The 25,620-nt window shown below is 65.2% G+C and carries 26 protein-coding genes; 12 read left to right on the top strand and 14 right to left on the bottom strand.

Annotation, left to right across the window (positions count from 1 at the left end):
- Window positions 1–355: 355 nt before the first annotated feature.
- Window positions 356–1,726 (bottom strand): PleD family two-component system response regulator, encoded by a 1,371-nt coding sequence (locus EDE12_RS15210; RefSeq protein ID WP_026599101.1) that lies wholly within the window; start codon window positions 1,724–1,726, stop codon window positions 356–358.
- A 13-nt stretch (window positions 1,727–1,739) separates the two neighbouring features.
- Window positions 1,740–2,111, bottom strand: a complete 372-nt coding sequence (locus EDE12_RS15205) for a response regulator (RefSeq protein ID WP_024880681.1) — start codon at window positions 2,109–2,111, stop codon at window positions 1,740–1,742.
- Window positions 2,112–2,258: 147 nt separating this feature from the next.
- Between EDE12_RS15205 and EDE12_RS22475 the strand changes: the two genes are divergently transcribed.
- Window positions 2,259–2,597: a DUF3572 domain-containing protein gene (locus EDE12_RS22475; protein WP_024880680.1), complete on the top strand. Its 339-nt coding sequence runs from the start codon at window positions 2,259–2,261 to the stop codon at window positions 2,595–2,597.
- 52 nt (window positions 2,598–2,649) lie between these two features.
- Here EDE12_RS22475 and EDE12_RS15195 read toward each other — a convergent pair whose 3' ends face one another.
- Window positions 2,650–3,063 carry a heme-binding protein gene (locus tag EDE12_RS15195; protein WP_026599099.1) on the bottom strand — a complete coding sequence of 138 codons (414 nt, stop codon included), beginning with the start codon at window positions 3,061–3,063 and terminating at the stop codon, window positions 2,650–2,652.
- 151 nt (window positions 3,064–3,214) lie between these two features.
- On the opposite strand from EDE12_RS15195, the gene EDE12_RS15190 reads away from it, so the two are divergent.
- The 3 genes from EDE12_RS15190 (at window position 3,215) to glcF (ending at window position 7,422) form a co-directional block, all read left to right on the top strand.
- On the top strand, window positions 3,215–4,708 hold the full coding sequence (locus tag EDE12_RS15190) for an FAD-linked oxidase C-terminal domain-containing protein (RefSeq protein ID WP_026599098.1): 1,494 nt from the start codon (window positions 3,215–3,217) through the stop codon (window positions 4,706–4,708).
- Between the two features lie 238 nt (window positions 4,709–4,946).
- Window positions 4,947–6,122 (top strand): glycolate oxidase subunit GlcE, encoded by a 1,176-nt coding sequence (glcE, locus tag EDE12_RS15185; RefSeq protein ID WP_026599097.1) that lies wholly within the window; start codon window positions 4,947–4,949, stop codon window positions 6,120–6,122.
- A 7-nt stretch (window positions 6,123–6,129) separates the two neighbouring features.
- The gene (glcF, locus tag EDE12_RS15180; protein ID WP_026599096.1) at window positions 6,130–7,422 is read left to right on the top strand and encodes a glycolate oxidase subunit GlcF; all 1,293 of its coding nucleotides are present in this window, start codon (window positions 6,130–6,132) and stop codon (window positions 7,420–7,422) included.
- A gap of 81 nt (window positions 7,423–7,503) precedes the next feature.
- Here the strand turns inward: glcF and trpS are convergent, their stop codons facing one another.
- Both trpS and glpE read right to left on the bottom strand, forming a co-directional pair.
- Complete coding sequence (trpS, locus tag EDE12_RS15175) at window positions 7,504–8,538, bottom strand: tryptophan--tRNA ligase (protein ID WP_026599095.1); 1,035 nt, start codon at window positions 8,536–8,538, stop codon at window positions 7,504–7,506.
- A gap of 84 nt (window positions 8,539–8,622) precedes the next feature.
- Window positions 8,623–8,934 (bottom strand): thiosulfate sulfurtransferase GlpE, encoded by a 312-nt coding sequence (gene glpE, locus EDE12_RS15170; protein WP_024880674.1) that lies wholly within the window; start codon window positions 8,932–8,934, stop codon window positions 8,623–8,625.
- A gap of 464 nt (window positions 8,935–9,398) precedes the next feature.
- On the opposite strand from glpE, the gene rplS reads away from it, so the two are divergent.
- Entirely contained in the window at window positions 9,399–9,803 is a 405-nt protein-coding gene (rplS, locus tag EDE12_RS15165) for a 50S ribosomal protein L19 (protein WP_024880673.1), read from the top strand.
- A gap of 93 nt (window positions 9,804–9,896) precedes the next feature.
- Complete coding sequence (locus EDE12_RS15160; RefSeq protein ID WP_026599094.1) at window positions 9,897–10,343, top strand: hypothetical protein; 447 nt, start codon at window positions 9,897–9,899, stop codon at window positions 10,341–10,343.
- Window positions 10,344–10,362: 19 nt separating this feature from the next.
- Here EDE12_RS15160 and EDE12_RS15155 read toward each other — a convergent pair whose 3' ends face one another.
- Window positions 10,363–10,779 carry a VOC family protein gene (locus EDE12_RS15155; protein ID WP_018266312.1) on the bottom strand — a complete coding sequence of 139 codons (417 nt, stop codon included), beginning with the start codon at window positions 10,777–10,779 and terminating at the stop codon, window positions 10,363–10,365.
- 1 nt (window position 10,780) lies between these two features.
- Window positions 10,781–11,782 (bottom strand): small ribosomal subunit Rsm22 family protein, encoded by a 1,002-nt coding sequence (locus tag EDE12_RS15150; RefSeq protein ID WP_245275788.1) that lies wholly within the window; start codon window positions 11,780–11,782, stop codon window positions 10,781–10,783.
- 137 nt (window positions 11,783–11,919) lie between these two features.
- On the opposite strand from EDE12_RS15150, the gene leuC reads away from it, so the two are divergent.
- A complete protein-coding gene (leuC, locus tag EDE12_RS15145; RefSeq protein ID WP_026599092.1) occupies window positions 11,920–13,329 on the top strand; it encodes a 3-isopropylmalate dehydratase large subunit in 1,410 nt (469 codons plus the stop codon).
- A 7-nt stretch (window positions 13,330–13,336) separates the two neighbouring features.
- Entirely contained in the window at window positions 13,337–13,762 is a 426-nt protein-coding gene (locus tag EDE12_RS15140) for a metallopeptidase family protein (RefSeq protein ID WP_026599091.1), read from the top strand.
- Between the two features lie 3 nt (window positions 13,763–13,765).
- Here EDE12_RS15140 and EDE12_RS15135 read toward each other — a convergent pair whose 3' ends face one another.
- From EDE12_RS15135 to EDE12_RS15110, 6 genes are all read right to left on the bottom strand, one after another.
- Window positions 13,766–14,779 carry a histidine kinase dimerization/phosphoacceptor domain -containing protein gene (locus tag EDE12_RS15135; protein ID WP_026599090.1) on the bottom strand — a complete coding sequence of 338 codons (1,014 nt, stop codon included), beginning with the start codon at window positions 14,777–14,779 and terminating at the stop codon, window positions 13,766–13,768.
- Between the two features lie 30 nt (window positions 14,780–14,809).
- Window positions 14,810–16,408 carry an ATP-binding protein gene (locus EDE12_RS15130; RefSeq protein WP_024880666.1) on the bottom strand — a complete coding sequence of 533 codons (1,599 nt, stop codon included), beginning with the start codon at window positions 16,406–16,408 and terminating at the stop codon, window positions 14,810–14,812.
- 114 nt (window positions 16,409–16,522) lie between these two features.
- Window positions 16,523–17,167: a sterol desaturase family protein gene (locus EDE12_RS15125; protein WP_024880665.1), complete on the bottom strand. Its 645-nt coding sequence runs from the start codon at window positions 17,165–17,167 to the stop codon at window positions 16,523–16,525.
- A gap of 8 nt (window positions 17,168–17,175) precedes the next feature.
- Window positions 17,176–18,171, bottom strand: a complete 996-nt coding sequence (locus EDE12_RS15120) for a fatty acid desaturase (RefSeq protein WP_024880664.1) — start codon at window positions 18,169–18,171, stop codon at window positions 17,176–17,178.
- On the bottom strand, window positions 18,168–19,361 hold the full coding sequence (locus EDE12_RS15115; RefSeq protein WP_024880663.1) for a hypothetical protein: 1,194 nt from the start codon (window positions 19,359–19,361) through the stop codon (window positions 18,168–18,170). Before EDE12_RS15115 ends, EDE12_RS15120 begins: the two co-directional genes overlap by 4 nt.
- Before the next feature lie 140 nt (window positions 19,362–19,501).
- Window positions 19,502–20,743 (bottom strand): aminotransferase class I/II-fold pyridoxal phosphate-dependent enzyme, encoded by a 1,242-nt coding sequence (locus EDE12_RS15110; protein WP_026599089.1) that lies wholly within the window; start codon window positions 20,741–20,743, stop codon window positions 19,502–19,504.
- A 224-nt stretch (window positions 20,744–20,967) separates the two neighbouring features.
- On the opposite strand from EDE12_RS15110, the gene ccmA reads away from it, so the two are divergent.
- From ccmA to EDE12_RS15090, 4 genes are read left to right on the top strand one after another with little or no spacing between them, the layout of a single operon-like run.
- Window positions 20,968–21,639: a heme ABC exporter ATP-binding protein CcmA gene (gene ccmA, locus EDE12_RS15105; protein WP_198029900.1), complete on the top strand. Its 672-nt coding sequence runs from the start codon at window positions 20,968–20,970 to the stop codon at window positions 21,637–21,639.
- Entirely contained in the window at window positions 21,636–22,307 is a 672-nt protein-coding gene (gene ccmB / locus EDE12_RS15100) for a heme exporter protein CcmB (RefSeq protein ID WP_026599087.1), read from the top strand. Before ccmA ends, ccmB begins: the two co-directional genes overlap by 4 nt.
- A gap of 55 nt (window positions 22,308–22,362) precedes the next feature.
- Window positions 22,363–22,560 (top strand): hypothetical protein, encoded by a 198-nt coding sequence (locus EDE12_RS15095; protein ID WP_134188148.1) that lies wholly within the window; start codon window positions 22,363–22,365, stop codon window positions 22,558–22,560.
- A gap of 6 nt (window positions 22,561–22,566) precedes the next feature.
- Window positions 22,567–23,253, top strand: a complete 687-nt coding sequence (locus tag EDE12_RS15090) for a Fic family protein (RefSeq protein WP_348625817.1) — start codon at window positions 22,567–22,569, stop codon at window positions 23,251–23,253.
- On the opposite strand, the gene EDE12_RS15085 is transcribed toward EDE12_RS15090, so the two are convergent.
- A complete protein-coding gene (locus tag EDE12_RS15085; protein WP_026599086.1) occupies window positions 23,160–25,577 on the bottom strand; it encodes a penicillin-binding protein 1A in 2,418 nt (805 codons plus the stop codon). The two genes, EDE12_RS15090 and EDE12_RS15085, sit on opposite strands and share 94 nt — an antisense overlap.
- Between the last annotated feature and the right edge of the window lie 43 nt (window positions 25,578–25,620).

The raw sequence follows: 25,620 nt of genomic DNA, 5'->3' as shown, positions 1-25,620 counted from the left end.
CATTGTGACATCGGGGGGCGCATTTCGCCGTCCCCGAGCCGGGAACAGGCCGCGTCTGACGATCGAAGCGCTTCTCGCCGCCGATCGCGACGCCTGAAAGCGGGTTTAGAGAGCGATCGGCTCTTACCCGTCCTTCAATCGATGAATTTCCGCCTGTGTCTCGCTGAGCGATCGCGCGTCTCGAACGCGTGGGCTCGCTGGCTCATCAGGCGATCCCATCGGCGCAGCGCCTCTAGAATGGCGCGCGCCTCTCCTCTTCACTCGGAAGCTCTCCTCCGAGTGGGGCTCCCAACTTTCAACCCCGCCCGATGACGATGGTCTCGGGCGGGTCTTTTTTTGGCGGGGGAGCGGGAAGTCAGGCCGCGGCGGCGGTGACGCGATTGCGGCCGCCGCTCTTCGACTCATAGAGCGCCTTGTCGGCGCGCCGCAGCAGCGCCTCGGCGTTGGCGTCCTTGCCGCGCTCGGCGATGCCGATCGAGGTGGTGACGGGAATGGCGCCGCCGTTGCGATCGATGCAGAAGGGCTCGGACTGTATGGCGGCGCGCACGCGCTCCGCCACTTTGGCGGCGACGACCAGCGGCGTGTCCGGCATCACGATGACGAATTCCTCGCCGCCGAGCCGGCAGATGAGATCGGCGCTGCGCACCACGCGACGCATGCGCTGCGCGAAATGCTTCAGCACCTCGTCGCCGGCGTCATGGCCATGGGTGTCGTTGACCGCTTTGAAATGGTCGATGTCGAGCATCATCAGCGTCAGCGCGCGGCCTTTGTGCGCGGACTGATCGAGCAGAGCGGCGAGATGCGTCTCGAGATAGCGCCTGTTGTTGAGGCCGGTCAGCGAATCGACGGCGGCGAGCTCAATGGCGGCCTGCAGATCGGAACGCAGGCTATCGGCGTAGCGCTTGCGGCGCAGCTGGCTGCGCACGCGGGCGACCAGCTCGTTGCGATCGACCGGCCGCACGATGTAGTCGTTCACGCCGAGATCGAGGCCGCGCAATATGCGGCTGCGATCGTCCATATCGGCCATGACGAGAATGGGCAGCGCGCGCGTGCGCTCGAGCGAGCGAATCTGGCTACAGAAGCGCAGCGCGTCGAATCCCTTGAGGTCGAGGCTGACGGCGATGAGGTCGAAATTCCCTTCCGCGGCGCGGAACAGCGCGTCCTGCGGATCGGAGACGATCGTCACCTCATGCTGATCGCGCAGCGCCATGGTGATTCGCTCGGCCGAGCCGCCGCGATCCTCGAGCACGAGAATGCGGCCGTTCTTGCCGGCGTCGGCCATTGCGCGCGCGCCCTTGTCGCCGAGGCCGAGGCTGGCGGAAGTGTCTGCGCGGGCGCGCAATTCGTCGAGCATCACCTTGAGGCGGGCGAGCGACCGAACGCGCGCGATGAGGGCGATCTCGTCGACGGGCTTGGTGAGGAAATCGTCGGCGCCGGCCTCGAGGCCGCGCAGCCGGTCGGCCGGCTGATCGAGCGCCGTGACCATCACGACCGGAATATGCGCGGTGATGGGGTCGGCCTTCAGGCGCCTGCACACCTCGAAGCCATCCATGCCCGGCATCATCACATCCAGCAGCACGATGTCGCAACGTTCCTCGCGGCAGAGCGCGATCGCCTCTGGCCCGTTAGTCGCCGAGAGGACGTCGAAATATTCGGCCGTCAGACGCGCCTCGAGCAATTTGATATTGGGCAGAAGATCGTCGACGATCAGAATGCGTGCGGTCATGACGCTCGGCCTCTCACCTGTCCGCCAAAAATGCGTTCACGGTTTCCAGAAAGCGGGCCACGGAGATCGGCTTCGAGAGATAGGCCTCGCAGCCGCCCTGGCGAATTTTCTCCTCGTCCCCCTTCATCGCGAAGGCGGTGATCGCGATGATGGGGATGGAGCGCAGCTGCTCGTCGTCCTTGAGCCAGCGCGTGACCTCGAGACCCGAGATCTCCGGCAGCTGAATGTCCATCAATATGAGGTCGGGCGAGTGGCTGCGCGCCAGCGCGATCGCCTCGACGCCGCTCTTGGTCTGCAGCGTCGAATGCCCATTGGCCTCGAGGAGATCGTTGAAGAGCTTCATGTTGAGCTCGTTATCCTCTACGATGAGGACGGTTTTGGGCATTGGCTCCGCTCTCGCGATTCTGCTCTCGTTTCGGCGCGGCTCGCGCCCATTGGCGTCTCGTTCCCGAAGGCGGCGGCGGAAGGTTCCGTCTCGTCTCGAAATCGAAAGCCGGTGCATTCGAAGACGATCTCGCCTTCGGGTTAGCAGATGAAGATTGATGAAATGAAAATCGAAAAGACTAGACACCGTCTCGGTGGCGAAAAGCGGGCGGCCGCGCCATCGAAATCGGATGCGCGATCTATTGCCTTGCGATCATTGGTCTTTCTGGCTGCGGATGATGATCGCATGGGTCGTTTTCTGGCGCTCACCGGCGTCGATCCTGGCGATATTCGCGCGCTGATGGGCGAGGAAGGCTTTCAGATCGCTCTGCTCGCGCATATTTGCGGCGACGAGCCGCTGCTCATCGATTTCGCCAGCGGAGAAAATATTTCGCCCGAGAGCGTCGTCGCGGCGCTGGCGGCGCTATCCGGTCCCATAATGGATTGAGGCGCGAAAGCGGCGCAACAAAGTCGAAGCGCCGAATCGCCGCCGTTTTTCGTCATGATTGCCCATCATCCAGGCTATCCGCCCCCGCTTTCGCGATGATTCCGTCCTGGAAGGATTGCACGCCAGAGACGCCGATCGCTCCCACAATATCGCCGCGATAGACGAGCGGCAGTCCGCCTTCCACGGCCGTGATCCCGGGCAGGCTGAGCATGGCGACGCGTCCGCCGGCGACGATGTCCTCGAGCGCCTTGCTCGGACGCTTGAACAAAGCCGCTGTGCGCGCTTTCTGCGTCGCGATCTCGGCGGAGGCCGTCTGCGTGCCGTCCAGACGCTGCAAGAGCACGAGATGCCCGCCCTCGTCGACGATGGCGACGACGACGCTCCAGTCATTCCTCACCGCTTCGGCCTCCGCCGCGGCGGCGACGCGCCGAGCGTCGGCGAGAGTGAGCGCAAATCTGGTTTTCATCGTTACGGGTCCTCACCTTCGCGGCCGCGGCGAGCGGCGGGCTTGCGCGCCGGCGCCCGCTCGAATAGGGAGGTTACGAGCACGAAACGGCCGGCGCGCGCAAGCCGGCTGCAGCGCCGAGCCACAGTTTCGGCATTGTCAGTGAGACCGCATGTCCCTCCTCATGCCGCTACCCGAGCAGGCGATAATGGCGCGCCGCGAGGAGCTTCTCGCGCGCCTGCGCGCCATTCTGCCCGCCGCCAATGTCATTGCGGACGAGACCGCGCGCCGCGCCTATGAATGCGACGCGCTGGTCATGTATCGCGCTTTGCCGCTGGTCGTGGCGCTGCCGGAGACGGTGGCGCAGGTGAGCGCGATCATGGCGCTGGCGCAGGAGATGAATGTGAAAGTGGTGCCGCGCGGCGCCGGCACCTCGCTCTCCGGCGGCGCGCTGCCGCTCGAGGACGGCATTCTGCTCGGAATGGCCAAGTTCAACCGCATATTGGAGGTGGATTTCGAGAATCGCTGCGCGCGCGTGCAGCCCGGCGTGCAAAATCTCGCCATTTCGAAAGCCGTCGAATATGCGGGCTTCTATTACGCGCCCGATCCCTCCTCGCAGATCGCCTGCACCATAGGCGGAAACGTCGGCGAGAACGCCGGCGGCGTGCATTGCCTGAAATATGGCCTCACCACCAACAACATACTCGGCCTCGAGATCGTGCTGATGGGCGGCGAGGTGCTGCGCCTCGGCGGCAAGCATCTGGACAGCGAGCTCTATGATCTCATGGGGCTGATGACGGGCTCCGAAGGTCTGCTCGGCGTGGTGACGGAAGTGACGGTGCGGCTGCTGCAAAAGCCCGTTTCCGCGCGCGGCCTGCTGCTCGCTTTTCCGACTGTCGAGGCCGGCGCGCGCTGCGTCGGCGCCATTATCGCGCATGGCATTATTCCGGGCGGGCTCGAGATGATGGACGCCGCCACCATTGGCGCTGTCGAGAATTTCCAGCCCTGCGGCTATCCGCTCGACGCCGGCGCCATCGTCATCGTCGAATTGGACGGCACGCCGGCCGAGGTCGATCACCTCGTCGCCGTGGTGGAGGAGATCGCCCGCGCCGAGGGCGCGACAGAGACGCGCGCCTCGCAGAGCGAGGCCGAGCGGCTGCGCTTCTGGGCGGGGCGCAAGAACGCTTTTCCGGCGGTGAGCTGCATCGGGCCGGATTATCTCTGCATGGACGGAACCATACCGCGCGGCCGCCTTCCGGAGGTGCTCACGCGCATGGACGGACTGGCGAAGTTTCACGGCCTTCGCGTCGCCAATGTGTTCCACGCCGGCGACGGCAATCTGCATCCGCTCATTCTTTATGACGCGTCGAAAGAGGGCGATATCGAGCGCGCCGAAAAGCTGGGCGCCGATATTTTGCGTCTTTGCGTCGAGGTCGGCGGCGTGCTGACCGGCGAGCATGGCGTCGGCGTCGAAAAGCGCGATCTGATGGGCGAGATGTTCGACGAGACCGATCTGGAGCAACAGCAGCGCGTGAAATGCGCATTCGATCCGCAGCACAGGCTCAATCCCGGGAAAGTGTTTCCGACTCTGCATCGCTGCGCCGAGCTGGGCATGATGCATGTGCAGAGCGGCAAGCTGCCGTTTCCAGAGCTGCCGAGGTTTTGAGCGCGATGAATGCCCCTTTCCCACAATCTCCGTGCGCGCCCCTTCTCCCACTCGTGGGAGAAGGTGGCCCGGCGCAGCCGGGTCGGATGAGGGTCCGCGCAAAATTCGTGCGCTCGAAAGGGAAGACGATATTTTTTCACAAACGGTCGAGGACCCTCATCCGACCCCGCTTTGCGGGGCCACCTTCTCCCGCAGGCGGGAGAAGGAGTCGCGCGTTTTGTGACGGGAACAGCGTCATATGCCGCTGACTCCGAGAGACGAGAAGGACGTCGCCGAGGCCATCCACGCCGCGCTCGCGCAAGATGCGCCTTTGTCGATCGAAGGGCATGGCTCGAAATCCGCGCTCGGCCGCGCGACGCAGCGTGAGCGCGTGCTCTCGCTCGCCGCGCTCACGGGCGTCACGCTCTATGAGCCGCAGGAGCTGGTGCTGACGGCGCGCGCGGGAACGCCCTTGCGCGAGATCGTCGCTCTGCTCGATGCGCAAAATCAGCAATTGGCCTTCGAGCCGATGGATCATGCGGCGCTGCTCGGCGGCGCGCGCGATGACGCCACCATCGGCGGCGTGATCGCCGTCAACGCTTCCGGCCCGCGACGGATAAAGGCGGGCGCGGCGCGCGATCATCTGCTCGGTTTTCGCAGCGTCACCGGCCGTGGCGAGGTCGTCAAATCCGGCGGCCGCGTGATGAAGAATGTCACCGGCTATGATCTTTCCAAGCTCGTCGCCGGCTCCTATGGCACGCTCGCCGCGCTCACCGAGCTGACGCTGAAGGTTCTGCCCAAGGCGGAGACGGAAGAGACCTTGCTGCTCTCCGGCCTCGGCGAGGAGAAGGGCCTCGCGGCGCTGCGCAAGGCGTCGGGCTCGCCTTATGAAGTGTCGAGCTTCGCCTATGATCCGCAGGCCGACGCCGCTGCGCTGCGGCTCGAGGGGCCGGAGATTTCCGTCACGACGCGCCGCGACGATCTCATGCGCTTTCTTGGTGATTTCGGCGGCGCGACGAGCGTTCTCGCGGCAGACGAAAGCCGCGCATTCTGGACGCACATTCGCGACGCCGAGCCGATCGCGGGGGAGGGCGTCATATGGCGCATCTCGCTCGCGCCGACCAATGGTTTCGCTTTCGTCGAGCGGCTGCGCGGCGCCGGCGCGCCGCCGATCGCGCATTTCTATGATTGGGCCGGCGGCCTCGTCTGGCTGCGCCTCGAGACGGCGGCGGACGCGCATGCGACGGCCATACGCGCCATCGTCGATGCGCTCGGCGGCCATGCGACGCTCATTCGCGCCGATGCGGCGACGCGCGCGCGCGTCGATGTGTTCCATCCGCAGCCTTCCGCGCTGGCGTCGCTCACACGGCGCGTGAAGGAGGCTTTCGATCCGCGCTTCATTCTGGAGCGCGGCCGCTTGCGCGCGGAGTTCTGAAGCGACGATGCTGACGCAATTCTCTCCTGAGCTTCTCGCCGATTCCGACATGTCGCAGTCGGAGAAAATCCTGCGCGCCTGCGTGCATTGCGGCTTCTGCACGGCGACATGCCCGACCTATCTGCTGACTGGCGACGAGCTCGATTCGCCGCGCGGGCGCATCTATCTCATGAAGGAGATGCTGGAGAACGGCCGCGCCGCAGACGAGCGCACCGTGCGCCATGTCGACCGCTGCCTCTCCTGCCTCTCCTGCATGACGACATGTCCGTCGAGCGTGCATTACATGCATCTCGTCGATCATGCGCGCGCGCATATAGAGAAGACCTACCGGCGTCCGCTTCTCGATCGCATGCTGCGCGCGACGCTCGCTTTTGTGCTGACGCGGCCGACGCTGTTCCGCCAGTCCATGCGCGCCGCGGCGTTGGCGCGTCCTTTCGCCGGCCTGCTGCCGCGACGCATGCGAGACATGATCGCAATGGCGCCGGCGCATTTGCCTGCGCCTTCGCCGATCGATCGCCCGCAAATCATCGCCGCGCAGGGCGCGCGCAAAATGCGCGTCGCTCTGCTGAGCGGCTGCGCGCAGACCGTGCTCGACACGAAAATTCATGAAGCGACCGCGCGTGTGCTGACGCGTCTCGGCGCGGAAATAGTGGTGGCGGAGGGCGCCGGCTGTTGTGGCGCGCTGCCGCATCATCTCGGCAAGAGCGCGGACTCACACGCGCTCGCGCGCCGCAATATCGAGGCCTGGACGCGCGAGATCGAGCGCGGCGGTCTCGATCATATCGTCATCGACACATCCGGCTGCGGGACGACGGTCAAAGACTATGGCCATATGTTCCGCGACGATCCCGCGCTCGCGGAAAAAGCCGCGCGCATCGCCGCAATGGCGCGCGACGTGACGGAGATTATTGCCGCTCTCGATTTCGCGCCCTCGGTCGATTTCGACAGGCTGCGCGTCGCCTATCATTCCGCCTGCTCATTGCAGCATGGGCAGAAGATCGCTGATCTGCCGATGGAGCTGCTGCGTCGAGCGGGCTTCGAGGTCGTTCCCGTTCCCGAGAGCCATATCTGCTGCGGTTCGGCAGGAACCTATAATCTCTTGCAGGGCGAACTCGCGAGCGCGCTGCGCGAGCGCAAAGTGGCCAATATCCAATTGGTCGCGCCGCAGGTCATCGCCGCCGGCAATCTCGGCTGCATGATTCAGATCGGGCAGGGGACTGCGATCCCGATCGTGCACACGGTGCAATTGCTCGATTGGGCGAGCGGCGGGCCGTCGCCGTTTCCGTCATCGCGAGCGTAGCGAAGCGATCCAGGGGCCGCCTCGCTGCTCTGGATCGCTTCGTCGTTGCGCTCCTCGCGATGACGGCCGGGTTTTCGCGCCTCAGCGCAGAAAACCGACGATATCCTTCACCGCATCCATATTCGTGCGCGCCAGTTCCCGCGCCCGCGCGGAGCCGTCGCGCAGCACATCGTCGATATAGGCTGCGTCCGCCATCAGCTTGCGCATCTCGGCGGTGATCGGCGAGAGCTTCGCCACGGCGAGATCGACGAGTGCTACTTTGAAGGTCGAGAAATTGGAGCCTCCGAACTCTCCGAGCACGTCGGCCTTGCTGCGCTGCGACAGCGCCGCGAAAATGCCGACGAGATTATCCGCCTCCGGTCGCCCCTCGAGGCCCTTTTCTTCCGAAGGAAGCGCGTCGGGATCGGTCTTGGCCTTGCGCACTTTTTGCGCGATCTGGTCGGCGTCGTCGGAGAGATTTATGCGCGAATAATCGGACGCGTCGGATTTCGACATTTTCTTCGTGCCGTCGCGCAGGCTCATCACGCGCGTCGCCGGGCCGGAGATCAGCGGCTCCGGCAGCGGGAAGAAAGCGTCGTTGAAGCCGTTGCGCGCGATCGATTCGGCGAAGTCGTTGTTGAACTTCTGCGCAATGTCGCGGGAAAGCTCCAAATGCTGCTTCTGATCCTCGCCGACCGGCACATGGGTGGCGCGATAGAGCAGAATGTCGGCGGCCATCAGCACCGGATAGTCGAGCAGGCCCATCGAGGCGTTCTCGCGATCCTTGCCGGCCTTGTCCTTGAACTGCGTCATGCGGTTCAGCCAGCCGATGCGGGCGACGCAATTCAAGACCCAGGCGAGCTCGGCGTGCTCGGCCACCTGGCTCTGATTGAAGACGATGTTCTTCTTCGGATCGATTCCGCAGGCGATGAAGGCCGCGGCGATCTCGCGCGTGTTGTTGCGCAGCGCGATCGGGTCCTGCGGCACGGTGATGGCGTGCAAGTCCACGACGCAATAAAGGCAGTCGAAGCTTTGCTGCAGCTCGACGAATTTGACGATCGCGCCGAGATAATTGCCGAGATGCAGATTGCCGGTGGACTGCACGCCGGAGAAGACGCGCTGCGGAAAGCTGGTCATGAGGAGCGCCGAGTGGTTGAGGCCGGCGGCCCTTATGACAATGCGGGCGCCCGAGCGCAAGAACCCGAGCGCAACTATCCCGCCTCAAGCCCGCTCGGCCGCCGCCCAGGCCTCATAGCCGCCGTCGAGGCTGTAGACCTCGGCAAAGCCCATATCGGCGAAGATGCGGGCGTAGGACTGGCTGGAATTGCCGTGATAGCAGCAGACGATGACCGGCTTGTCCTTCGGCGTCTCGAAGAGATAATAGGTCATATCGTCCTGGGAGGCGTTCTCCGCGCCCTCTATGTGGCCGCGCGCGAAGGATTGCGGGTCGCGCACGTCGAGGACGAGCGTCTCGCCGCGGCTCATCACGTCGCGCGCGGCGGCGACGTCGATCCTGCGAAAGTCTTGCGCCATTGTTCGGTCTCGCGCTTTTAAAGGCGCCCTCGGCGCCGCTCCGGCCGCGCCATGCGAAGACGGGGCCAACCGACCGAACGAGAAGAGCTGAGAGAAGAGGGCGGTTTTACCTCCCTCCCGAGCGCCGTAGGCGATCGGGAGGGAGGGTGAACGCGGTCCAGGGCGCTCGGGTGAAGGTTTCCTCATCCTGACGAGCCGCGAAGCGGCGTCTCGAAGGACGAGGAAACCTTCATGCGCGGCCATCTGGAGCTCCCCCTCGCGCTTCGAGACGCGCCCTTCGGGCGCTCCTCAGCATGAGGGGGAGGTTTGCTGGCCTTCACTCGATCGCCCTAGAACGCGTCCCCCGTCTCTCGACAATCGGCGCCGCCTCGTGTATGGCGACGCGTCCAAATCAAAACAGCGTCCCGAAACGCTCGCCAGAGCCGCCGCGGCGGCAAAAGGCGAAACGGCAGGAGTTTTTTTCAATGCCCTCCATCATCGAGCAACTCGACGCCGAGCAATCGGCCCGCCTTCTCGAAGGCAAATCGATCCCGGAATTCCGCCCCGGCGACACAGTCATCGTCAATGTGAAGGTGAAGGAAGGCGAGCGCTCCCGCATTCAGGCCTATGAGGGCGTGGTGATCTCCCGCCAGGGCGGCGGCATCAACGAGGCCTTCACCGTCCGCAAGATTTCCTATGGCGAGGGCGTGGAGCGCGTGTTCCCCCTCCATTCGCCGCTCATCGACTCGATCAAGCTGGTCCGCCGCGGCAAGGTCCGCCGCGCCAAGCTCTATTATCTGCGCGACCGTCGCGGCAAATCCGCCCGCATCGCCGAGCGCATCGACAATAAGGCGAAGGCCAAGGACAAGCCGGCCCCCGCGGCCGAGTAAGGCTCCCGGAGCCTGTCCCAATATCGCGAGCGTGGCGGAGCGATCCGGCGGTAGGCCGCAGGATCGCTTTGTTGTCTCTATGTGAGAGAATCGATGAGCAAAATCCTGTTTTGGGATTTCGAGGGCGTCGTCGCGCGCCGCGATCCGGATTGGCGGCTCGTGGAGGGCGCGGGGGAGACGCTCGAGGCGCTGGCCGCCAAGGGCTGGACCCATATCGCATTTGCGGCAGGGACGCAGGACCTCGCCGCTGTGGCGGAAGGGCTGGGCCTCGCCGGTCGCTTCGCCTGGCTCCATGACGCCGGCGAGGGCGCGGAGCCGTTGACGCGGGCGATCGAGGCCGCGCGGCCTTTCGATCAGGCTTTCGTCATCGCCGCCAGCGTGTCCGGCGCCGTGCTGCCGGCGCGGGCGGCGGTGGTTCCGTCCATTCTGGTCGGCGACGCCTCGCCGCTGGCGCAATTTTGCTGCGAATCGCCGTCGGAGATCGAGCTGGCGCTCGAAACCTGGACCTCGATGCGGCGGTCTTTCTTCGTCGAGCCGTGACGCTGGCTTTCGCCGAGGATCAGCCGCCCGAGGAATCGAGCGGCGCGTTCAATATCCATCTGTGGCCGAAGGGATCGCGCAGCGCGGCGTAGCGCGTGCCCCAAAAAGTATTGGTCGGCTGCGTCTCGACCTTTGCGCCGAGCTGGGTCGCGCGGGTGACGATCTCGTCCACCTCATGCGCTTTGTCATATTCCAGGCTCACCGAGGCGGTGACCTGCTCGCCGGGCAGCGGCATGCGGGCGTGGCCCAGTTCCGGAAAGACGTCGGCGAGCATGACAGAGCCGCCATTGATGGCGAGCTCGCAATGGGCGATGCGCATTCCGTCGACGGAAGGCATCAGCGCCCTTTGCTGCGCGCCGAAGGCGGCGGTGTAGAAAGCGATCGCGCCGGCGGCCGGCGAGACGGTGAGATAGGGCGCGACCCTCGGGCGCTGCATGTCATTCCCTCGCCGGTGTTTCCCCTTGGACGACTTCGTCGCCCCAGTCTTTCTTTTTTATAGGCGCGAAAGTCGTTTTATCGCGCTTCGCCACCGTAACTTCTTCGATTCCCGCCCTGGTGCAAAGCTTTATCCTTAATCCATGCTTTAGGACCTCCGGCCGCGCCAGCATCCGAGCCGGGGCCGGAGCGATCGCCGCTTCCTCTCTCGTCGCTGCCAGATAGGCGAATTTCTCGTCCTCGAAGGGCGCGTCGGCGCCTTTGAGCAGCTTATGGTCACGCGAGCGGGCGAGCCGCACCGGGAAATGACACCAGTCCGGCGGCTCCAGCGGGCAGGGAGCCGAATGCGGGCAGGGCAGGGAGACGCGCGCGCCCGAGGCGATGAGCCGCGCCCGTATCCGCATCAGCCGCGCATAATCGCGCGGCGTGCCGGGCTCGACGAGAATCAGCGTCCCCGCGCAGAGGCGCCAGGCGGCGTCCATGGCGCGGTCGAGGCTATTTTCCGCGATCTCGGTCAGAGCATAGCTGGCGACGACGAGATCGAATGGCGCGCCGAGATCGGGCGGCGCGGAAAGATCGCCGGCGACGATTCGCGCCTTCTCTAGCGCTTCGCCGGCGAGCCGGCGGGCGAGCGCGAGAAATGGCTCGCTGCGGTCGAGCAGCACATTCTCGTCGATTTGCGGCCAGAGCGCGCGCGCGGCGAGGCTCGCGGTCCCGAGCCCTGCGCCGAGGTCCAGCATGCGCCGCGGCGAAAAATCCGGCGCCCGCTCCGCGAGCCGGCCGAGAACATGGATGGTCGCCGCATAGGTCGCCGGGAGCCGATAAAGGGCGTAGGCGAGAGCGTCGTCCTCGCAGAGGATCGCCTGCGCCGTCGTTCCGCCGGAGCGATAGAGGGCGGAAATGCGCGCCGCCCGCTCCGCCAGAGCCCGGCGCGAGCGCTCGTCCAACAGGCGCTCCAGCGCCGCCGTCAGCGCTTGTGGCGGCGCCGTCGATATTCGCGTCACGTCGAAGGGACCTCCCGCTGGGGCGTCGGCGAGATTACATGCTTCCAACCCGCCCATGTTGCGAGTAGAACAGCCTACCCGGTTCGGTCGAGGCCGAATTACGGTTCTTTTTACGGCTCGGAGCAGGAACGAGACAAATGGCAGGACGCCCGCGCACGCTCTACGACAAGATCTGGGACGATCATGTGGTTCACGAGCAGGAGGACGGCGCGTCCCTCATCTACATCGATCGCCATTTGATTCATGAGGTGACGAGCCCGCAGGCCTTCGAGGGGCTGCGCACCTCCGGCCGCAAGGTCCGCGCGCCGGGCAAGACGCTGGCCGTCGTCGACCATAATGTGCCGACGACCGACCGGTCTCTGCCGATCACCGATCCTGAGAGCAAGGCGCAGGTCGAGCAGCTCGCCATCAACGCCGCGGAATTCGGCGTCGAATATTTCAACGAGCATGATTCGCGTCAGGGCGTCGTCCATATCATCGGCCCGGAGCAAGGCTTCACTCTGCCCGGCACGACGATCGTCTGCGGCGACAGCCACACCTCCACCCATGGCGCTTTCGGCGCGCTCGCCCACGGCATCGGCACCTCCGAGGTCGAGCATGTTCTGGCGACGCAGACGCTGATCCAGAAAAAGGCCGCCAATATGCTGGTGCGCGTCGACGGCAAGCTGGCCGAGGGCGCGACCGCCAAGGACATTATTCTCGCCATCATCGGCGAGATCGGCACCGCCGGCGGCACCGGCCATGTGATCGAATATGCGGGCGAGGCGATCCGCGATCTCTCGATCGAGGGCCGCATGACCGTCTGCAACATGTCGATCGAAGGCGGCGCCCGCGCCGGCCTCGTCGCGCCGGACGAGAAGACTTACGAATATCTCCGCGGCCGGCCCAAGGCCCCGCAGGGCGAGACCTTCGAGGCCGCCGTCCGCTATTGGGAGACGCTGCGCTCCGACGAGGGCGCGCATTACGACCGCGTGATCGTGCTCGACGCCGCCGCTCTGCCGCCGACCCTCACCTGGGGCACCTCGCCCGAGGATGTGATGCCGATCTCCGGCTTGGTGCCGACGCCGGACAGCGTCGCCAATCCGGCCAAGCGTCAGGCCATCGCCCGCGCGCTCGAGTATATGGGGCTCAAGGGCGGCGAGAAGGCCAGCGACATCGCCATCGATCGCGTCTTCATCGGCTCCTGCACCAATGGCCGCATCGAGGATCTTCGCGCCGCCGCGGCGGTCATCGCCGGCAAGCAGATCAACGCCAAGGTCAACGCCATCGTTGTGCCGGGCTCCGGCCTCGTGAAGGCGCAGGCCGAGGCGGAGGGGCTGGACAAGGTGTTCACCGCCGCCGGCTTCGAATGGCGCGAGCCGGGCTGTTCCATGTGCCTCGCGATGAATCCGGATCGTCTCGAGCCGGGCGAGCGCTGCGCCTCGACCTCGAACCGCAATTTCGAGGGCCGCCAGGGCTTCAAGGGCCGCACCCATCTCGTGTCGCCCGCCATGGCGGCGGCGGCGGCCATCGCCGGCCATTTCGTGGACGTTCGCAGCTGGAGGTAAGTCTCGCATGGCCTCGCCTCTCGACGATAGCGCTCTCGCCCAGCTCCGCGCCCCTTCGCTCGAGGACCTCGAGGTGCTGGCCGATGCGGCTTTCGCCTCGCTGCCGTCGCGCTTCACGCGGCTCTGCGAAGGTCTCGTGATCCATGTCGAGGATTTCCCGGACGAGGAAATCCTAGAGGAGATGGAATGCGAGACCGAGTTCGATCTTTTGGGGCTGTTCCGCGGCCAGGGTCTCGCCCAGCGCGAGGCCTCGGCGCATACTGGCGAGCCGCCCAATATGATCTGGCTCTACCGCCGTCCGATCATCGATTATTGGGCGGATGGCGAGGACACGCTGCAAGAGATCATCACCCATGTCCTCGTGCATGAGATCGGCCATCACTTCGGCCTCTCCGACGAGGATATGGAGGAGATCGAGCAAAAGGCGGGGTGAATTTCACTCTGGCGGCGCCGGGAAGCGCAGCTCGCAGCGCAGGCCCCTGTCGGCGCCGGGCTCTATGATGGCGGCGCCGCCGAGCTGCTGACCGAGCGAGCGCACCAGCTTGTGACCCGAGCCGAGGCCCATCGCTTCCATCGAGGCGGGGCCGACGCCATTATCTTCCACGGTGAGGGCGAGATCGTCGCCCTCGCGCGTCAGCCGCACCTTCACCGTACCCGCGCGCTCCTCGGGAAAAGCGTATTTCAGCGCATTGACGACGAGCTCGTTGACGATCAGCGCGACTGCGCGCGCCTCGTCCACCTCGAGCGCGCAATCGGCGACCTCGGTCCGCAGCGCGATCGGCCGCTCGCCGATGAGCGCCAGCCGAAGATTGGCGCAGAGATCGTCGATGAGCGGCCGCATCCACACATCGCGCCCCCCGTCATGCTGGAGCAGCGCATAGACGCGGCTCACCACGGCGACGCGGCTCGACGCCGCGAGCAATGAGGCGCGCGCATTGTCGTCCTCGAGCGCGCGCGCCTCGGTCTGCAGCATTGAGCAGACGAATTGCAGATCATTCTTCGTGCGATGCGCCATTTCCTGGAGATAGAGCTTCTTCAATCGCTCGGTCTTGGTCGCCAGCGTCTGGGCGGCGGTGGCCTCGCTGTCGCTGCGATCGATCACGCCCGAGAGCTCCTGCATCACGAAGACGATGGCGAGAGCGACGGCGATGAACAGCACGAGAGCGAGGGCTTCCGCCGGGTCCGATACGGCGAAGCCTTCGCCAGGAAACAAAAAATAAGCGGCGAGCGCCGCGCCGAAGGCCATCGACCAGCCGCCCGCCTCGCCGCCGAAGAGCAGCGCCGAGAACATCACGGCGGGAATGAAAAGGAGCAGCTGTCCCGGCGGCAATCTCTCATGCAGCAATGTCTGTAGCGCGAACGCGCCCAGGGAAAGGCCGGACGCTCCGAGAAAGCGCGCCCAAATGGGCAGAGCCCGCGAGCGCGCGGCCAGCGCAAAAAGCTCATGCATGGATGCTCGTCTCATTCGTGAGCGCGGCCGTCAGCTCGGCAGCCGCATCGTCAATTCGAATGTAGCGCCCTGTAGCGGCTGCGACCGTGCGGCCAGCGTCCAGCCATGGCGATCGGCGATCGTTTTGCAAATGGCGAGGCCGATTCCGGTGCCCGGATATTCCGCCTTGCTATGCAGGCGCTTGAACGGCTCGAAAATGGCGCTCGCATATTTCGCCTCGAAGCCGACGCCGTCATCGGAGACGGAGAGGCGCAGCAGAGAGTCCTCGACATTCGCGTGGATGGCGATGCGGGGCGTCTCGCCCGGCCGGCGAAATTTTATCGCATTGCTGACGAGATTGTGCATGAGACGTGCGAATTGCGGCGGGTCCGCCTCGAACTCCACGCAGGGCGCGTCGAGGCTGACATCGGCGCCCGATTCCTCGATCAGCTCGGAGAGATCGGTCAGCGCCGATTGGATCTCGACGCGCAGATCGCGCCGCTGCACTTTGAGCGGCGCCTCGACGACGCGCGAATAGACGAGCAGATCCTCGACCAGCTCCCGCGCGCGCAGCGCCGAGCCGCGCATCACTTCGCTCGCATAGGAAATGTCCTTCTGATCGGAGGAGGAGACGGCGGCGTCGAGCATTTGCGAGAAGGCGACGATCTTGCGCAGCGGCTCCTGCAGATCATGCGAGGCGACATAGGCGAAGCGGGCGAGCCGTTCATTGACGCGCTCGAGCTCGACGATGCGCTGCTCTAGCGCGCGCTCGGCCGCGAGCCGGGCCGCCTCCTCGCGCCGGCGCTCGGTCACATCCTGCGCATAGCCGTGCCAGATGGTGGAGCCGTCGGCCTGGCGCACAGGCTGCGCTTGCGTTTCCAGCCAGATCGTCCCCTTGGAGGGGTGGTCGTAGCGGAACTGCTCGCGCAGAAGCGTCATCTGCGCCGCCGAGCGCGCGAAGCTCGCACGCATGCGCTCATTGTCGGCGCCGTCGATGCGGCGGAGCATTGGCGCGGCGTTGTCGCAAATCTCCTCCGGCGCGACGCCGAAGACATTGCGCACATTCTCCGCGAGATAAGGGCAGGAGCTGAAGCCGCCGGTGTCGAGCCGGAAGGAGAAGACGACGCCGGGCGCCGCCAGCGCGACATTGCCGAACTGCTCGACGAGCCGCGCATTCTGCGCCGCGAGCCGCTCCATCGCATGGCGCGTCTCCAGATTGTCGACATGCGTCAGCGTGCGCTGGAAGGCTTCGCCGACAACGACGATGAGGCTGTTGGTCGTGAGGAATGTCGCGAAGGCGAGCGCATCCTCGAGGCCCTCGATCCGCGCGAGCCAGAGCTGGGCGACGGCGGCGCTGATGACCAGCGTCAGCGCGCCGGAGACCGCGCCGCCGGTGAAGGAAGCGACGAGGACGGGAAGATAGAAGGTGACATAGGTGTGGCCGCCGCTCTCGCCGGCGATCAGCAGCCGCCAGACGACTCCCGCGGCCGCGGCGAGCACGCCGATGGCGATGCGCCAGGGCAGCGGGGAGCGATACCAGCGTACGAGCTGCGGCGCGAGCGTGGCGAAGATCGTGCGGATACGGCCATGCTCGGCGCGAGGCAGATCGGAACTCGCCGCAGGCGAAGGCGGACCTTTGAGGCTCGACATGGTTCGGCTCGCTCGAGACGCGGCGGGCGCCGGGCCTTCGCGCCCTATGCGCGCGCTCTCCGGCTCATTTATGACCGAAAGCGGCGCATGGAAGGTCCTGCGACGATAAGTGCGTCACACCGCGCGGTTTCCGGGCGTCTGGCCCTGCTCGTAATTGGTGCCGAAGACGTAATCCCACCAGATCGCATGGACGCCGAAGCCGCGCTCCGGATCACGGAAATGGTGCAGCATATGCAGCCGGCGCACCAGATGGCCGAGCTTGGATTTGGGCTGGCCGTGATGCGTCCAATAATGCACGCAGTCATAGAGCACATAGCCGGCGATGAAGCCCGCCAGCATGGGCCAGGCGAAATCGCCGCCGAAGACGAGGCGGATGAGCGAGAGCGCGATCAGCATGATCGGCGTCGACAGCAGCGGCGGCATGACGAGCCGCAGCGGATCGCTCGGATAGATGTGATGCACGCCGTGGATGAGGAATTGGAAGCGCGGCCCGAGCCCGAAGGGCAGCGGAAACACCGTGTGGAACAGGAAGCGATGGCCGAAATATTCGGTCAGCGTCCAGGCCACATAGCCGGCGACGAAGGCGAGGAGGATATAGCCCGCGCTCGCATAATTGCTCGCATAGGCGATGAGCCAGAGAATGATCGGCCCATAGACGAGCGGCGGGGTCAGATGATGGACGCGCGAATATTTGTCGAGAAGGTCGCTCTCGAAGAGGCGCGGCGATGCGTCGAGCGTCTCGTGTTCAGTGGCAGTCATGGGAAACTCTACTCCGCCGGGACGGGAACGAGCTGCGCGGCGCTGGCGGTCTCCACATTGGCGGAGCGCGTCTGCAGCGAATAGCGCGGGTCGAAGACAAAGGTGACGAGCAGGGCGAACCACGAATAATGGGCGCCGAGCGGCTTGTAGAACTCGGGCGCCATTTCGGTGAGCTCCGGCAGACGTCGCCACGGAATCTCGTGAAAGTCGTGATGCTCGTTGTGATAGCCGATATTGAGCGCGACCTTGTTGAGCGGGCCGTAATAGTCGAACGTGCCCTGATTGGGGCCGAAGGCGAAATGCTCCTGCACCCAGCGCGCGCTCAGAGGATGCAGCCCGCCGACCGAGAACCAGAAGGACAGCACGAGATAGAGCAGCGCATTGGGGCCGAAGGCCCAGAGCACGAAGACGTCGAAGAGCAGGATGACGGCCGTGTTGATATAGGTCCACAGGCCCATGATCGGCACAGTGCCCTTCAGCCGCGAGAGGCGCGCCAGCTGGATCGCCGGGAAGAAGAACAGCCACAGCGCCTTGCGCCATGTGCTGTTGCCCACCCACTCCACCTCCCAATGGCTAGGAATGTCGGCGTCGTAATCATAGGCCGACAGATGCGAGTGATGCTTGATGTGATAGCAGCGAAAGCCCATCGCCGTCGGAAAGGCGTTGGGGAGATCGGCGAGCAGAGCGGTGAGCTTGTTGTAGAGCGTGTTCTCGAACACGCAATTGTGGATCGCGTCGTGAATGGCGACGAAAGCCGCATGATTGGCGAAGGCGCCGACGCAAATGGCCAGCAGCAGGGCGAGCGGCCAATAGGAGGGGCCGAGCCAGCCGAGAATGGCGGCGATCGTCAGCTGGCCGGCGAATATGCCGGCGGTGATCTTGAAGGTGAGATCGTCCTTGCCGAACAGCGTCCTCACTTCCGGATGCGCCTCGAGAATGAGGCGGCGACGCTCGACATGCGAGCGATCGGCGGAGGACGTCGAAGAAATCGAGATGACATTCATGGCGTCGCCTCTTCTCTCACAGCCTCGGTTGCAGCGGGCGGCGCGCCCGCCACGCGCTTTTCATAGACGCGGTGAATCTTGTCGATCTTGCCGCCGAACATTTCGATCGGCTTGCGCATGCCCATATTGTCCTCGAGCACCCAGCCGGCCTCGAGGGCGACGATGCTGGCGTCGACGCAGCTGCGCCGCCGCATGTCCTCGATCAGCGACAGCAGGATCGCGCCGCCCGTCGCGCTGTTCTGCAGCGTCTTGCGCGTGCCGAGCAGCAGCAGGCGCGCGGTCGAGAATTTGTGCTTGCGGATGCGCGAGATCAGCTTGAACAGATTGAAGGGCAGGAGCTTGCCGTCGAAATCGGCGGTGATCTCGTGCAGATTGGGCAGCGCCACCGCGAAGGAGACCGGCTCGCCGTCGAATTCGAGCACAATGCCGAATTCCGGCGGCATCACATATTTCATGAGGTCCGCGAAGCCGTCGAGCTCGTCCTTGCCGAGCGGCACGAAGCCCCAATTGCCGCGCCAGGCGTCGTTGAAGAGATCGGACATCAGCGCGGTTTCGCCCTGCTTCAGATGATCGCGATCGAGCTGGCGAATCTTCAAGCGGTTGCGCCATTCGGGGCGATCCGCGATGCGGCGTTCCTTGCTGAGATCCTGCTCCGCGGAGAGATGCCGGTAGGAGATCAGATCCTTCGCCTTGTCATAGCCCAGCGCCTCGATGAGCCGCGACAGATAGGGCGGATGCCAGGGCATCAGAAACATCGGCGTCGCTTCGAAGCCGTCGATCAGCATGCCGCTTTCGCCATTGATGTCCGGTGCGAAGGGGCCGACGATGGTCTCCGCGCCGCGCGCGCGCAGCCATTCCTCTGCGGCCTGCGTCAATGCGCGCACCACCTCTATGTCGTCGATGGCGTCGAGCGAGCCGAATTGCCAGCGCGAGGTGGAGACGGGCTGAATCTCGGGCTTATAGACCTGCGCGCCGATGCGGCCGACCCATTTGCCGTCCTTGCGCGCCAGAAATTCCTGCGCCTCCACATGCTTGAAATGCGGATTGAGCTTGTGGCTGTAGAGATTCCAGCGCTCGACGTCGAGCGAAGGCGCGAAGCCTTTCTGGCCCTTATAGATGAGACGCGGCAGCTTGCAGAAGGTCAGGAATCGCGAAAGATTATCGACAGGAACAATCTCGATGCCGGCCATGGCGAACACCTATCGAGCTAGAGAAGCGAGCGAAAGCTGGCATATCGACGCGGGAGAGCGGAGCGAGTGGGGGCAGGCGGCAGGCAGTCGCGAGCGGCGGCCTGCGTTTTCTCTATTCCCCGCTCACTCCCTCATTTCCCTCACAGGCTCGCGCCCGCCATCGCCTTTTTCACCAATTCATGCGCCTCTGCGGCCACCGGCGGCAGATCGCGCAGCGCGTCGAGCACGGCGCGAATCTCATCCTCGGAATGATTGGCGGAGAGGAAGAAACGCAGACGCGGCTGGTCCTTGGGCACGCCGATCTGCACGATCGGCGGCACATAGAAGCCGAGGCCGAGCAGATGCTGCGAAGCCCACATGGTCTCGACGCTGTCCTGGAACAGAATCGGCACCACGCCGCGGCCGATCGCCGGCCCGGTGCTCAGCCCATTGGCGTGGGCGTAGTCGCGGAAGAGCTCCGCATTGCGCGCGAGCTTGCCCACGCGCCAGCTCTCCTCCTGCATCAGCCGCAGGGCGGTGCGTGCGGCGGCGAGGATCACAGGCGACAGGCCGACGCTGTAGACGAAGCCCGGCAGAGTATAGCGGAACCAGTCGATGACCGGCTTCTTCGCGCAGACGAAGCCGCCGCAGGAGGCGAGCGTCTTGGACATGGTGCCGACGACGAGATCGAGCCGGCCGGGATCGACGCCCTGCAGCTCGGCGAGGCCGCGGCCGGTCTCGCCCAGCACGCCGAGCGAATGCGCTTCGTCGACCATCAGCCAGGCGTCATGGCGCTCTTTCAGCTCCACGAGGCGCGGCAGATCGGCGGTGTCGCCGTCCATGCTGTATATGCCCTCGACGACAATGAGCACATGGCGGAAGTCTTCGCGCTTATTGGCGAGAAGATGGTCCAGATGCTCGAAATCGTTGTGGCGGAATTTGATCACCTCCGCCGAGGAGGCTTCGCAGCCGGCGACGATGCTGTTATGGGCGAGCTCGTCGATGAACAGAGCGTCGCGCTTGCCGAGCAGCCAGGAGATGGTCGTCACATTGGCGAGATAGCCGGAGACCAGCGTCAGCGCCGCCTCCATGCCGAGAAATTCGGCGATCTCCGCCTCGAAGGGCTTGTGAGTCGAGCGCTCGCCGCCGACGAGGCGCGAGGCCAGCGCGCCGACGCCGAGCCGATGCAGCTCGTGATCGGCCTCCTCCAGAATCTTGGGGTGATTGGCGAGGCCGAGATAGTCGTAATTGGCGAAGCTGACGAAATGCGTCCCCTTCGCCTCGAAATCGGCGCGAAGCCGATCGATCTGCGCGAAGAAGGGATCGTGATATTGGAGGAGCGCATTGCCGGCGAAACGAAATCGTCTCGATGCGTAATCCGAAAGGCTGTTATGCTTCGCCACTTAGTGCGTCATCCCTCGAGTCTGCGGCCGCGCGCGCGTCTCGCGGCGCCGCATTGGAAGAGGACGCCCGATTCCTCGGAACGTCCGCGGTCGGCCCGCAGGCTTAGCACCCTTCGGCGCCATAGCGCCAGCGAAAGCATCGTGGCGCGGGGGAAGTCCTCCTCTGCAGGCGCGCCGGAGGCGGGGATTTCCCCTGCGGCGGAGTTGCTCTATTGGCTCTGCCGATGACCGACATTCCGCATCCTCCGTCCCGTCCCCATGCCGAGCGCGCCTCCGCCCTGCGCCTGCGGGTAGAGGATCTCGCCATCGCCCGCGGCGGGCGGCGCGTGCTCGCGGGACTCGGCTTTACGCTCGCGAGCGGGGAGGCGCTGATCGTCACCGGCCGCAACGGCGCCGGCAAATCGACGCTTTTGCGCGCGCTCGCGGGCCTTTTGCCGCGCCTTTCCGGCCATATCGTGATCGAGGGCGCCGCGGAGGCGGAAGAGCCGGCGACGCTGCTGCATTATCTCGCCCATGCCGATGGGCTGAAGGCGCCGCTCACCGCCCGCGAGAATCTGGAGTTCTGGGCGCAATTTCTGGGGGAGGAGCCGGATCGGCGCAGTCTCTCGCCGGCGGAGGCGCTGGAGCGGGTGGGGCTCGCGCATCTTTCGGAGACGCCGGTCGCCATGCTCTCCGCCGGGCAGAAGCGCCGCATCGCGCTCGCCCGTCTGCTGGTGGTTTTCCGGCCGCTATGGCTGCTCGACGAGCCGACCAGCGCGCTCGACGCCGCCTCGCGGGTGCGGCTCGCGCGGCTGATGACGGAGCATCGCGCGCTCGGCGGTATGATCATCGCCGCCACGCACGAGCCGCTCGGCCTCGAGGATGCGCGCGAGCTGGCGCTGGGAGCGACTTCGTGAAATATCCGCTTCTCGTTCTCTTCCTGCGCGATTTGCGCGTCGCCCGCCGCATCGGCGGTTCGGCGACCATGGGCGTCGTGTTTTTTCTGGTGATGGTGTCGATCGCGCCCTTCGCCATCGGCCCGGACCCCAATCTCCTCGCCCGCATCGGCCCGGCGATCTTGTGGATCGCGGCGCTGCTGGCGAGCCTTCTCTGCCTCGATCGGCTGTTTCAGGCCGATCTCGAGGACGGCTCTCTCGATCTCTTTCACCTCGGCCGCGCGCCGCTCGAGCTGGCGGTTCTGGTGAAATGCGCCGCCCATTGGGTGACGACCGGCCTGCCGTTGACGCTCGCCGCGCCCTTTCTCGGCCTGATGCTCCAGCAGGAGGAGACGGCGCTCGCCGCCGTGACGCTGACGCTTCTGGCCGGCACGCCGGCGCTGACGCTGATCGGCGCCATTGGCGCGGCGGCGACGGTGACGCTGCGCCGCGGCGGCCTGCTGATGGCGCTGCTGGTGCTGCCGCTGACGATTCCGGTGCTGATTTTCGGCGTCTCGGCGGCGGAGGCGGCGACAGGCGGCACCGTGTCCTTCGCCGCGCCTTTCGCCATTTTATGCGCGATCAGCCTCGGCGCGCTGGCGCTGTGCCCTTTCGCCGCGGCGGCGGCGCTGCGGAGCGCGGGGGAGTAGAGGCGGGAACGGCGATAGCTGTTTCTGCTGGGCGACTTCGTGATAGTCTTCGCAAATGACGAAGCGAGACAATCCTATTGCCCGGCGGCGGTCCCTTACCTTGGGGCTGGTGGGCTTTTCGCGCATCAGCGCTGTCGAGGGCGTGCGTCTCGACGCCGACAGCAAGAGAATGTTCGCCAATTTCGAGCGTCGTGGCTTGACCGATGCGGAGCGTCGCTGCGCGATCTACGAAAAGCACGCGAAAAAAGCTTAAGGCGCAGTGTATCGCGCCGTCGTCGATCCCTATTGCTATAGCGGAACGAGGGTTCTGAAAAATCGTCTTGGACTTCGCGCGCAGGCCGATCTCGACGCATTCGAAGCGGATGCGACGGCGCAACGGTTTTCCGAACCGCTGCCGACGGGGCGCTTCGGCGTTCGACATTATCGCGCCGTCCATCGCCATATTTTCGGAGACGTCTATCGCTGGGCCGGCTGTTTCCTTTCCGTGAGAATCGCCAAGGGCGCGAGCATGTTCTGCTACCTGGAGCATATCGCCGCCGAAATGGCGCGGATATTCGACGGCCTTCGAAACGACGGCTGTCTCAGGGACTTGCCCGTCGATCTCTTTGCCGCGCGATCCGCTCGCTTCTTATCGGAGCTCAACGCCGTTCATCCGTTTCGAGACGGCAACGGCCGGGCGCAACGCGCGTTTTTTTGCGCTCCTCGCCGATCACGCGGGGCGCACGCCGAAGCTGCACAGACTGAAAGCGGAGTCCTTCCTCGCCGCCATGATCGAAAGTTTTCACGGCCGGGAGGAAAAGCTCATAAGCGAGATCGGGCGGCTGGTATCCTGATCCGAACTCCCGCCCCGCTTCAGTACAACCCGCCCGTCCCGCTGCCGACCTGCTTGTCCACATCCTGCGCGGCGCCGGACTGCAATCCGCCGTCGCTGCCGGCCGGGGAATAGGAGTCCGGCGGCGCGGTGCCGGGCTTGAAGGCCTCGAGGATGGAGCCGGAGCCCTTCGAGCGCAGGCCCGAATGCGGATCGACCGAGATCAGCTTGATGCCCGGCGGCACGCGGAAAGGCACGTCGGGCTTGTCCTTCAGCGCCACCGTCATGAAGTCGCGGAAGATCGGCGCGGCATAGGTCGCCGCCTGGGCGCTCTTGCCCTCGCCGACCGGGCGGGGGCGGTCGTAGCCGATATAGACGCCGACGGCGAGATCGGGCGAGAAGCCGACGAACCACAGGTCCTTGGCCTCGTTGGTCGTGCCCGTCTTGCCGGCGAGATGCTTGCCCACAGCTTTGATCGACTGGCCGGTGCCGCGCTCGATGACGCCTTCCATGATGGAGGTGATCTGATAGGCGGTCAGCGGATCGAGCACCTGCTCGCGCTTGTCGATCAGCTTGGGCTCGTTCTGGCTCTCCCATTTGGGGGCGTCGCAGCCCAGGCACTGGCGCTCGTCATGGCGATAGATCGTCTTGCCCCAGCGGTCCTGAATGCGGTCGATCAGCGTCGCCTTCACGCGTTTGCCGCCATTGCAGAGCATGGAATAGGCGGTCACCATGCGCATCACCGTCGTCTCGCCGGCGCCGAGCGCCATGGGCAGATAGAGCGGCATGTCGTCGTAAATGCCGAAGCGCTTGGCGTATTCGGCGATCAGCGGCATGCCGACATCCTTGGCGAGGCGCACGGTCATCATATTCTTGGAGTGCTCGACGCCATAGCGCAGCGGATGCGCGCCAGTGCCGTGGGCGCCCTCGAAATTCTCCGGCGTCCAGCTCTCGCCATTGGCCTGCACGATGGTGATCGGCTCGTCGAGGATGGAGGAGGAGGGCGTGTAGCCATTGTCGAGCGCGGTGGCGTAGACGAAGGGCTTGAAGGAGGAGCCCGGCTGGCGCAGCGCCTGCGTCGCGCGGTTGAACTCCGACTGATCATAGGAAAAGCCGCCGACCATGGCGAAGACGCGGCCCGTATACGGGTCCATCGCCACCATGGCGCCGGAGATTTCCGGGATTTGGCGCAGCCGATACTGCCCCGGCCGGCCGGAGAGCGGCTCGACATAGATGACGTCGCCCGGCGTCACTGCGGCGCGAACGCTGCGGCCGGCCCAGCGCATGCCCTCTTGCGAGAGCTGGCCGGTCTCGCGCTCGCGCGCCACCTCGCCGGATTTCTCGCGTCCGGGCTGCAGGCCGATGCGGGCGAAGCTGTCATTCGTCTCCAGCACCACGGCGAGACGCCAGGGCTTCACATCGCCGAGCGCGGGAATATCGGCGAGCGGCAGGCCCCAATCATAGGAGATGTCGATATGGCGCATCGGCCCGCGGAAGCCATGCGCCTCGTCGAAGCGCACCAGACCGTCTGCCAGCGCCTTGCGGGTGATGGCCTGCATCTTGGGGTCGAGCGTCGAGCGTACCGAGAGGCCGCCCTCATAGAGCTTCTTATCCCCATATTTGTCGAGCAGCTCGCGGCGCACCTCCTCGGCGAAATAGCCGGCGACATAGGTGTTGGGCGAGGTCACGCGCGGATTGACGCCGAGCGGCTCGGTCTTGGCCTTGTCGCCGTCCTTCTGCGAGACGAAGCCGTCGGCGACCATGCGGTCGATGACGTAATTGCGGCGCTCGAGCGCGCGGTCGCGATGCTGGAACGGATGGTAGTTGTTCGGCGCCTTGGGCAGGGCGGCGAGATAGGCCGCCTCCGGTATCGTCAGCTCATAGACCGATTTGTTGAAATAATTCAGCGCCGCGGCGGCGACGCCATAATTGCCGAGGCCGAGATAGATCTCGTTGAGATAGAGCTCGAGGATGCGGTCCTTGGGATAGGCCGCCTCTATGCGGAAGGAAATCAGCGCCTCGCGAATCTTGCGCTCGAAGCTGCGCTCATTGCCGACGAGGAAGTTCTTGGCCACCTGCTGGGTGATGGTGGAGGCGCCCTGCATGTGCCGGCCGCCCTGGGCGAGGATCGAGGCCGCGCGGGCGATGCCCTCGAAATCGACGCCATTATGCGTGTAGAAATTCTTGTCCTCGGCCGAGATGAAGGCCTGCTTGACGAGCGGCGGAATGGCCGCGCTCGGCAGGAACAGCCGGCGCTCGCGCGAATATTCGGCGAGGATGGAGCCGTCATTGGCGTGGATGCGCGTCGTGACCGGCGGCTCGTAATTGCGCAATTGCGCCGTGTCCGGCAGATCCTTCGAGAACACGTAGACGACGCCGGCCGCCCCGGTCACGGCGATCAGGAACACGATGGCGCCGGTCGCGAAGAGGAAGCCGAAGAACCGGACGAGCAGACGCATGAAGGATGATCCTCGAGGGAGACGCGTTGCTTCAAATCTGGAG

This window comes from Methylosinus sp. sav-2, assembly GCF_004366495.1.
Lineage (GTDB): Bacteria > Pseudomonadota > Alphaproteobacteria > Rhizobiales > Beijerinckiaceae > Methylosinus.
Note: the sequence above shows the minus strand (reverse complement) of the source record. Positions and strands in the feature narration are given on the sequence as shown.

Coding starts and splice junctions, on each gene's coding strand:
- EDE12_RS15210 (WP_026599101.1), bottom strand. CDS start 1,726: ATGACCGCACGCATTCTGATCGTCGACGATCTTCTGCCCAATATCAAA.
- EDE12_RS15205 (WP_024880681.1), bottom strand. CDS start 2,111: ATGCCCAAAACCGTCCTCATCGTAGAGGATAACGAGCTCAACATGAAG.
- EDE12_RS22475 (WP_024880680.1), top strand. CDS start 2,259: ATGAAGATTGATGAAATGAAAATCGAAAAGACTAGACACCGTCTCGGT.
- EDE12_RS15195 (WP_026599099.1), bottom strand. CDS start 3,063: ATGAAAACCAGATTTGCGCTCACTCTCGCCGACGCTCGGCGCGTCGCC.
- EDE12_RS15190 (WP_026599098.1), top strand. CDS start 3,215: ATGTCCCTCCTCATGCCGCTACCCGAGCAGGCGATAATGGCGCGCCGC.
- glcE (WP_026599097.1), top strand. CDS start 4,947: ATGCCGCTGACTCCGAGAGACGAGAAGGACGTCGCCGAGGCCATCCAC.
- glcF (WP_026599096.1), top strand. CDS start 6,130: ATGCTGACGCAATTCTCTCCTGAGCTTCTCGCCGATTCCGACATGTCG.
- trpS (WP_026599095.1), bottom strand. CDS start 8,538: ATGACCAGCTTTCCGCAGCGCGTCTTCTCCGGCGTGCAGTCCACCGGC.
- glpE (WP_024880674.1), bottom strand. CDS start 8,934: ATGGCGCAAGACTTTCGCAGGATCGACGTCGCCGCCGCGCGCGACGTG.
- rplS (WP_024880673.1), top strand. CDS start 9,399: ATGCCCTCCATCATCGAGCAACTCGACGCCGAGCAATCGGCCCGCCTT.
- EDE12_RS15160 (WP_026599094.1), top strand. CDS start 9,897: ATGAGCAAAATCCTGTTTTGGGATTTCGAGGGCGTCGTCGCGCGCCGC.
- EDE12_RS15155 (WP_018266312.1), bottom strand. CDS start 10,779: ATGCAGCGCCCGAGGGTCGCGCCCTATCTCACCGTCTCGCCGGCCGCC.
- leuC (WP_026599092.1), top strand. CDS start 11,920: ATGGCAGGACGCCCGCGCACGCTCTACGACAAGATCTGGGACGATCAT.
- EDE12_RS15140 (WP_026599091.1), top strand. CDS start 13,337: ATGGCCTCGCCTCTCGACGATAGCGCTCTCGCCCAGCTCCGCGCCCCT.
- EDE12_RS15135 (WP_026599090.1), bottom strand. CDS start 14,779: ATGCATGAGCTTTTTGCGCTGGCCGCGCGCTCGCGGGCTCTGCCCATT.
- EDE12_RS15130 (WP_024880666.1), bottom strand. CDS start 16,408: ATGTCGAGCCTCAAAGGTCCGCCTTCGCCTGCGGCGAGTTCCGATCTG.
- EDE12_RS15125 (WP_024880665.1), bottom strand. CDS start 17,167: ATGACTGCCACTGAACACGAGACGCTCGACGCATCGCCGCGCCTCTTC.
- EDE12_RS15120 (WP_024880664.1), bottom strand. CDS start 18,171: ATGAATGTCATCTCGATTTCTTCGACGTCCTCCGCCGATCGCTCGCAT.
- EDE12_RS15115 (WP_024880663.1), bottom strand. CDS start 19,361: ATGGCCGGCATCGAGATTGTTCCTGTCGATAATCTTTCGCGATTCCTG.
- ccmA (WP_198029900.1), top strand. CDS start 20,968: ATGACCGACATTCCGCATCCTCCGTCCCGTCCCCATGCCGAGCGCGCC.
- EDE12_RS15095 (WP_134188148.1), top strand. CDS start 22,363: ATGACGAAGCGAGACAATCCTATTGCCCGGCGGCGGTCCCTTACCTTG.
- EDE12_RS15085 (WP_026599086.1), bottom strand. CDS start 25,577: ATGCGTCTGCTCGTCCGGTTCTTCGGCTTCCTCTTCGCGACCGGCGCC.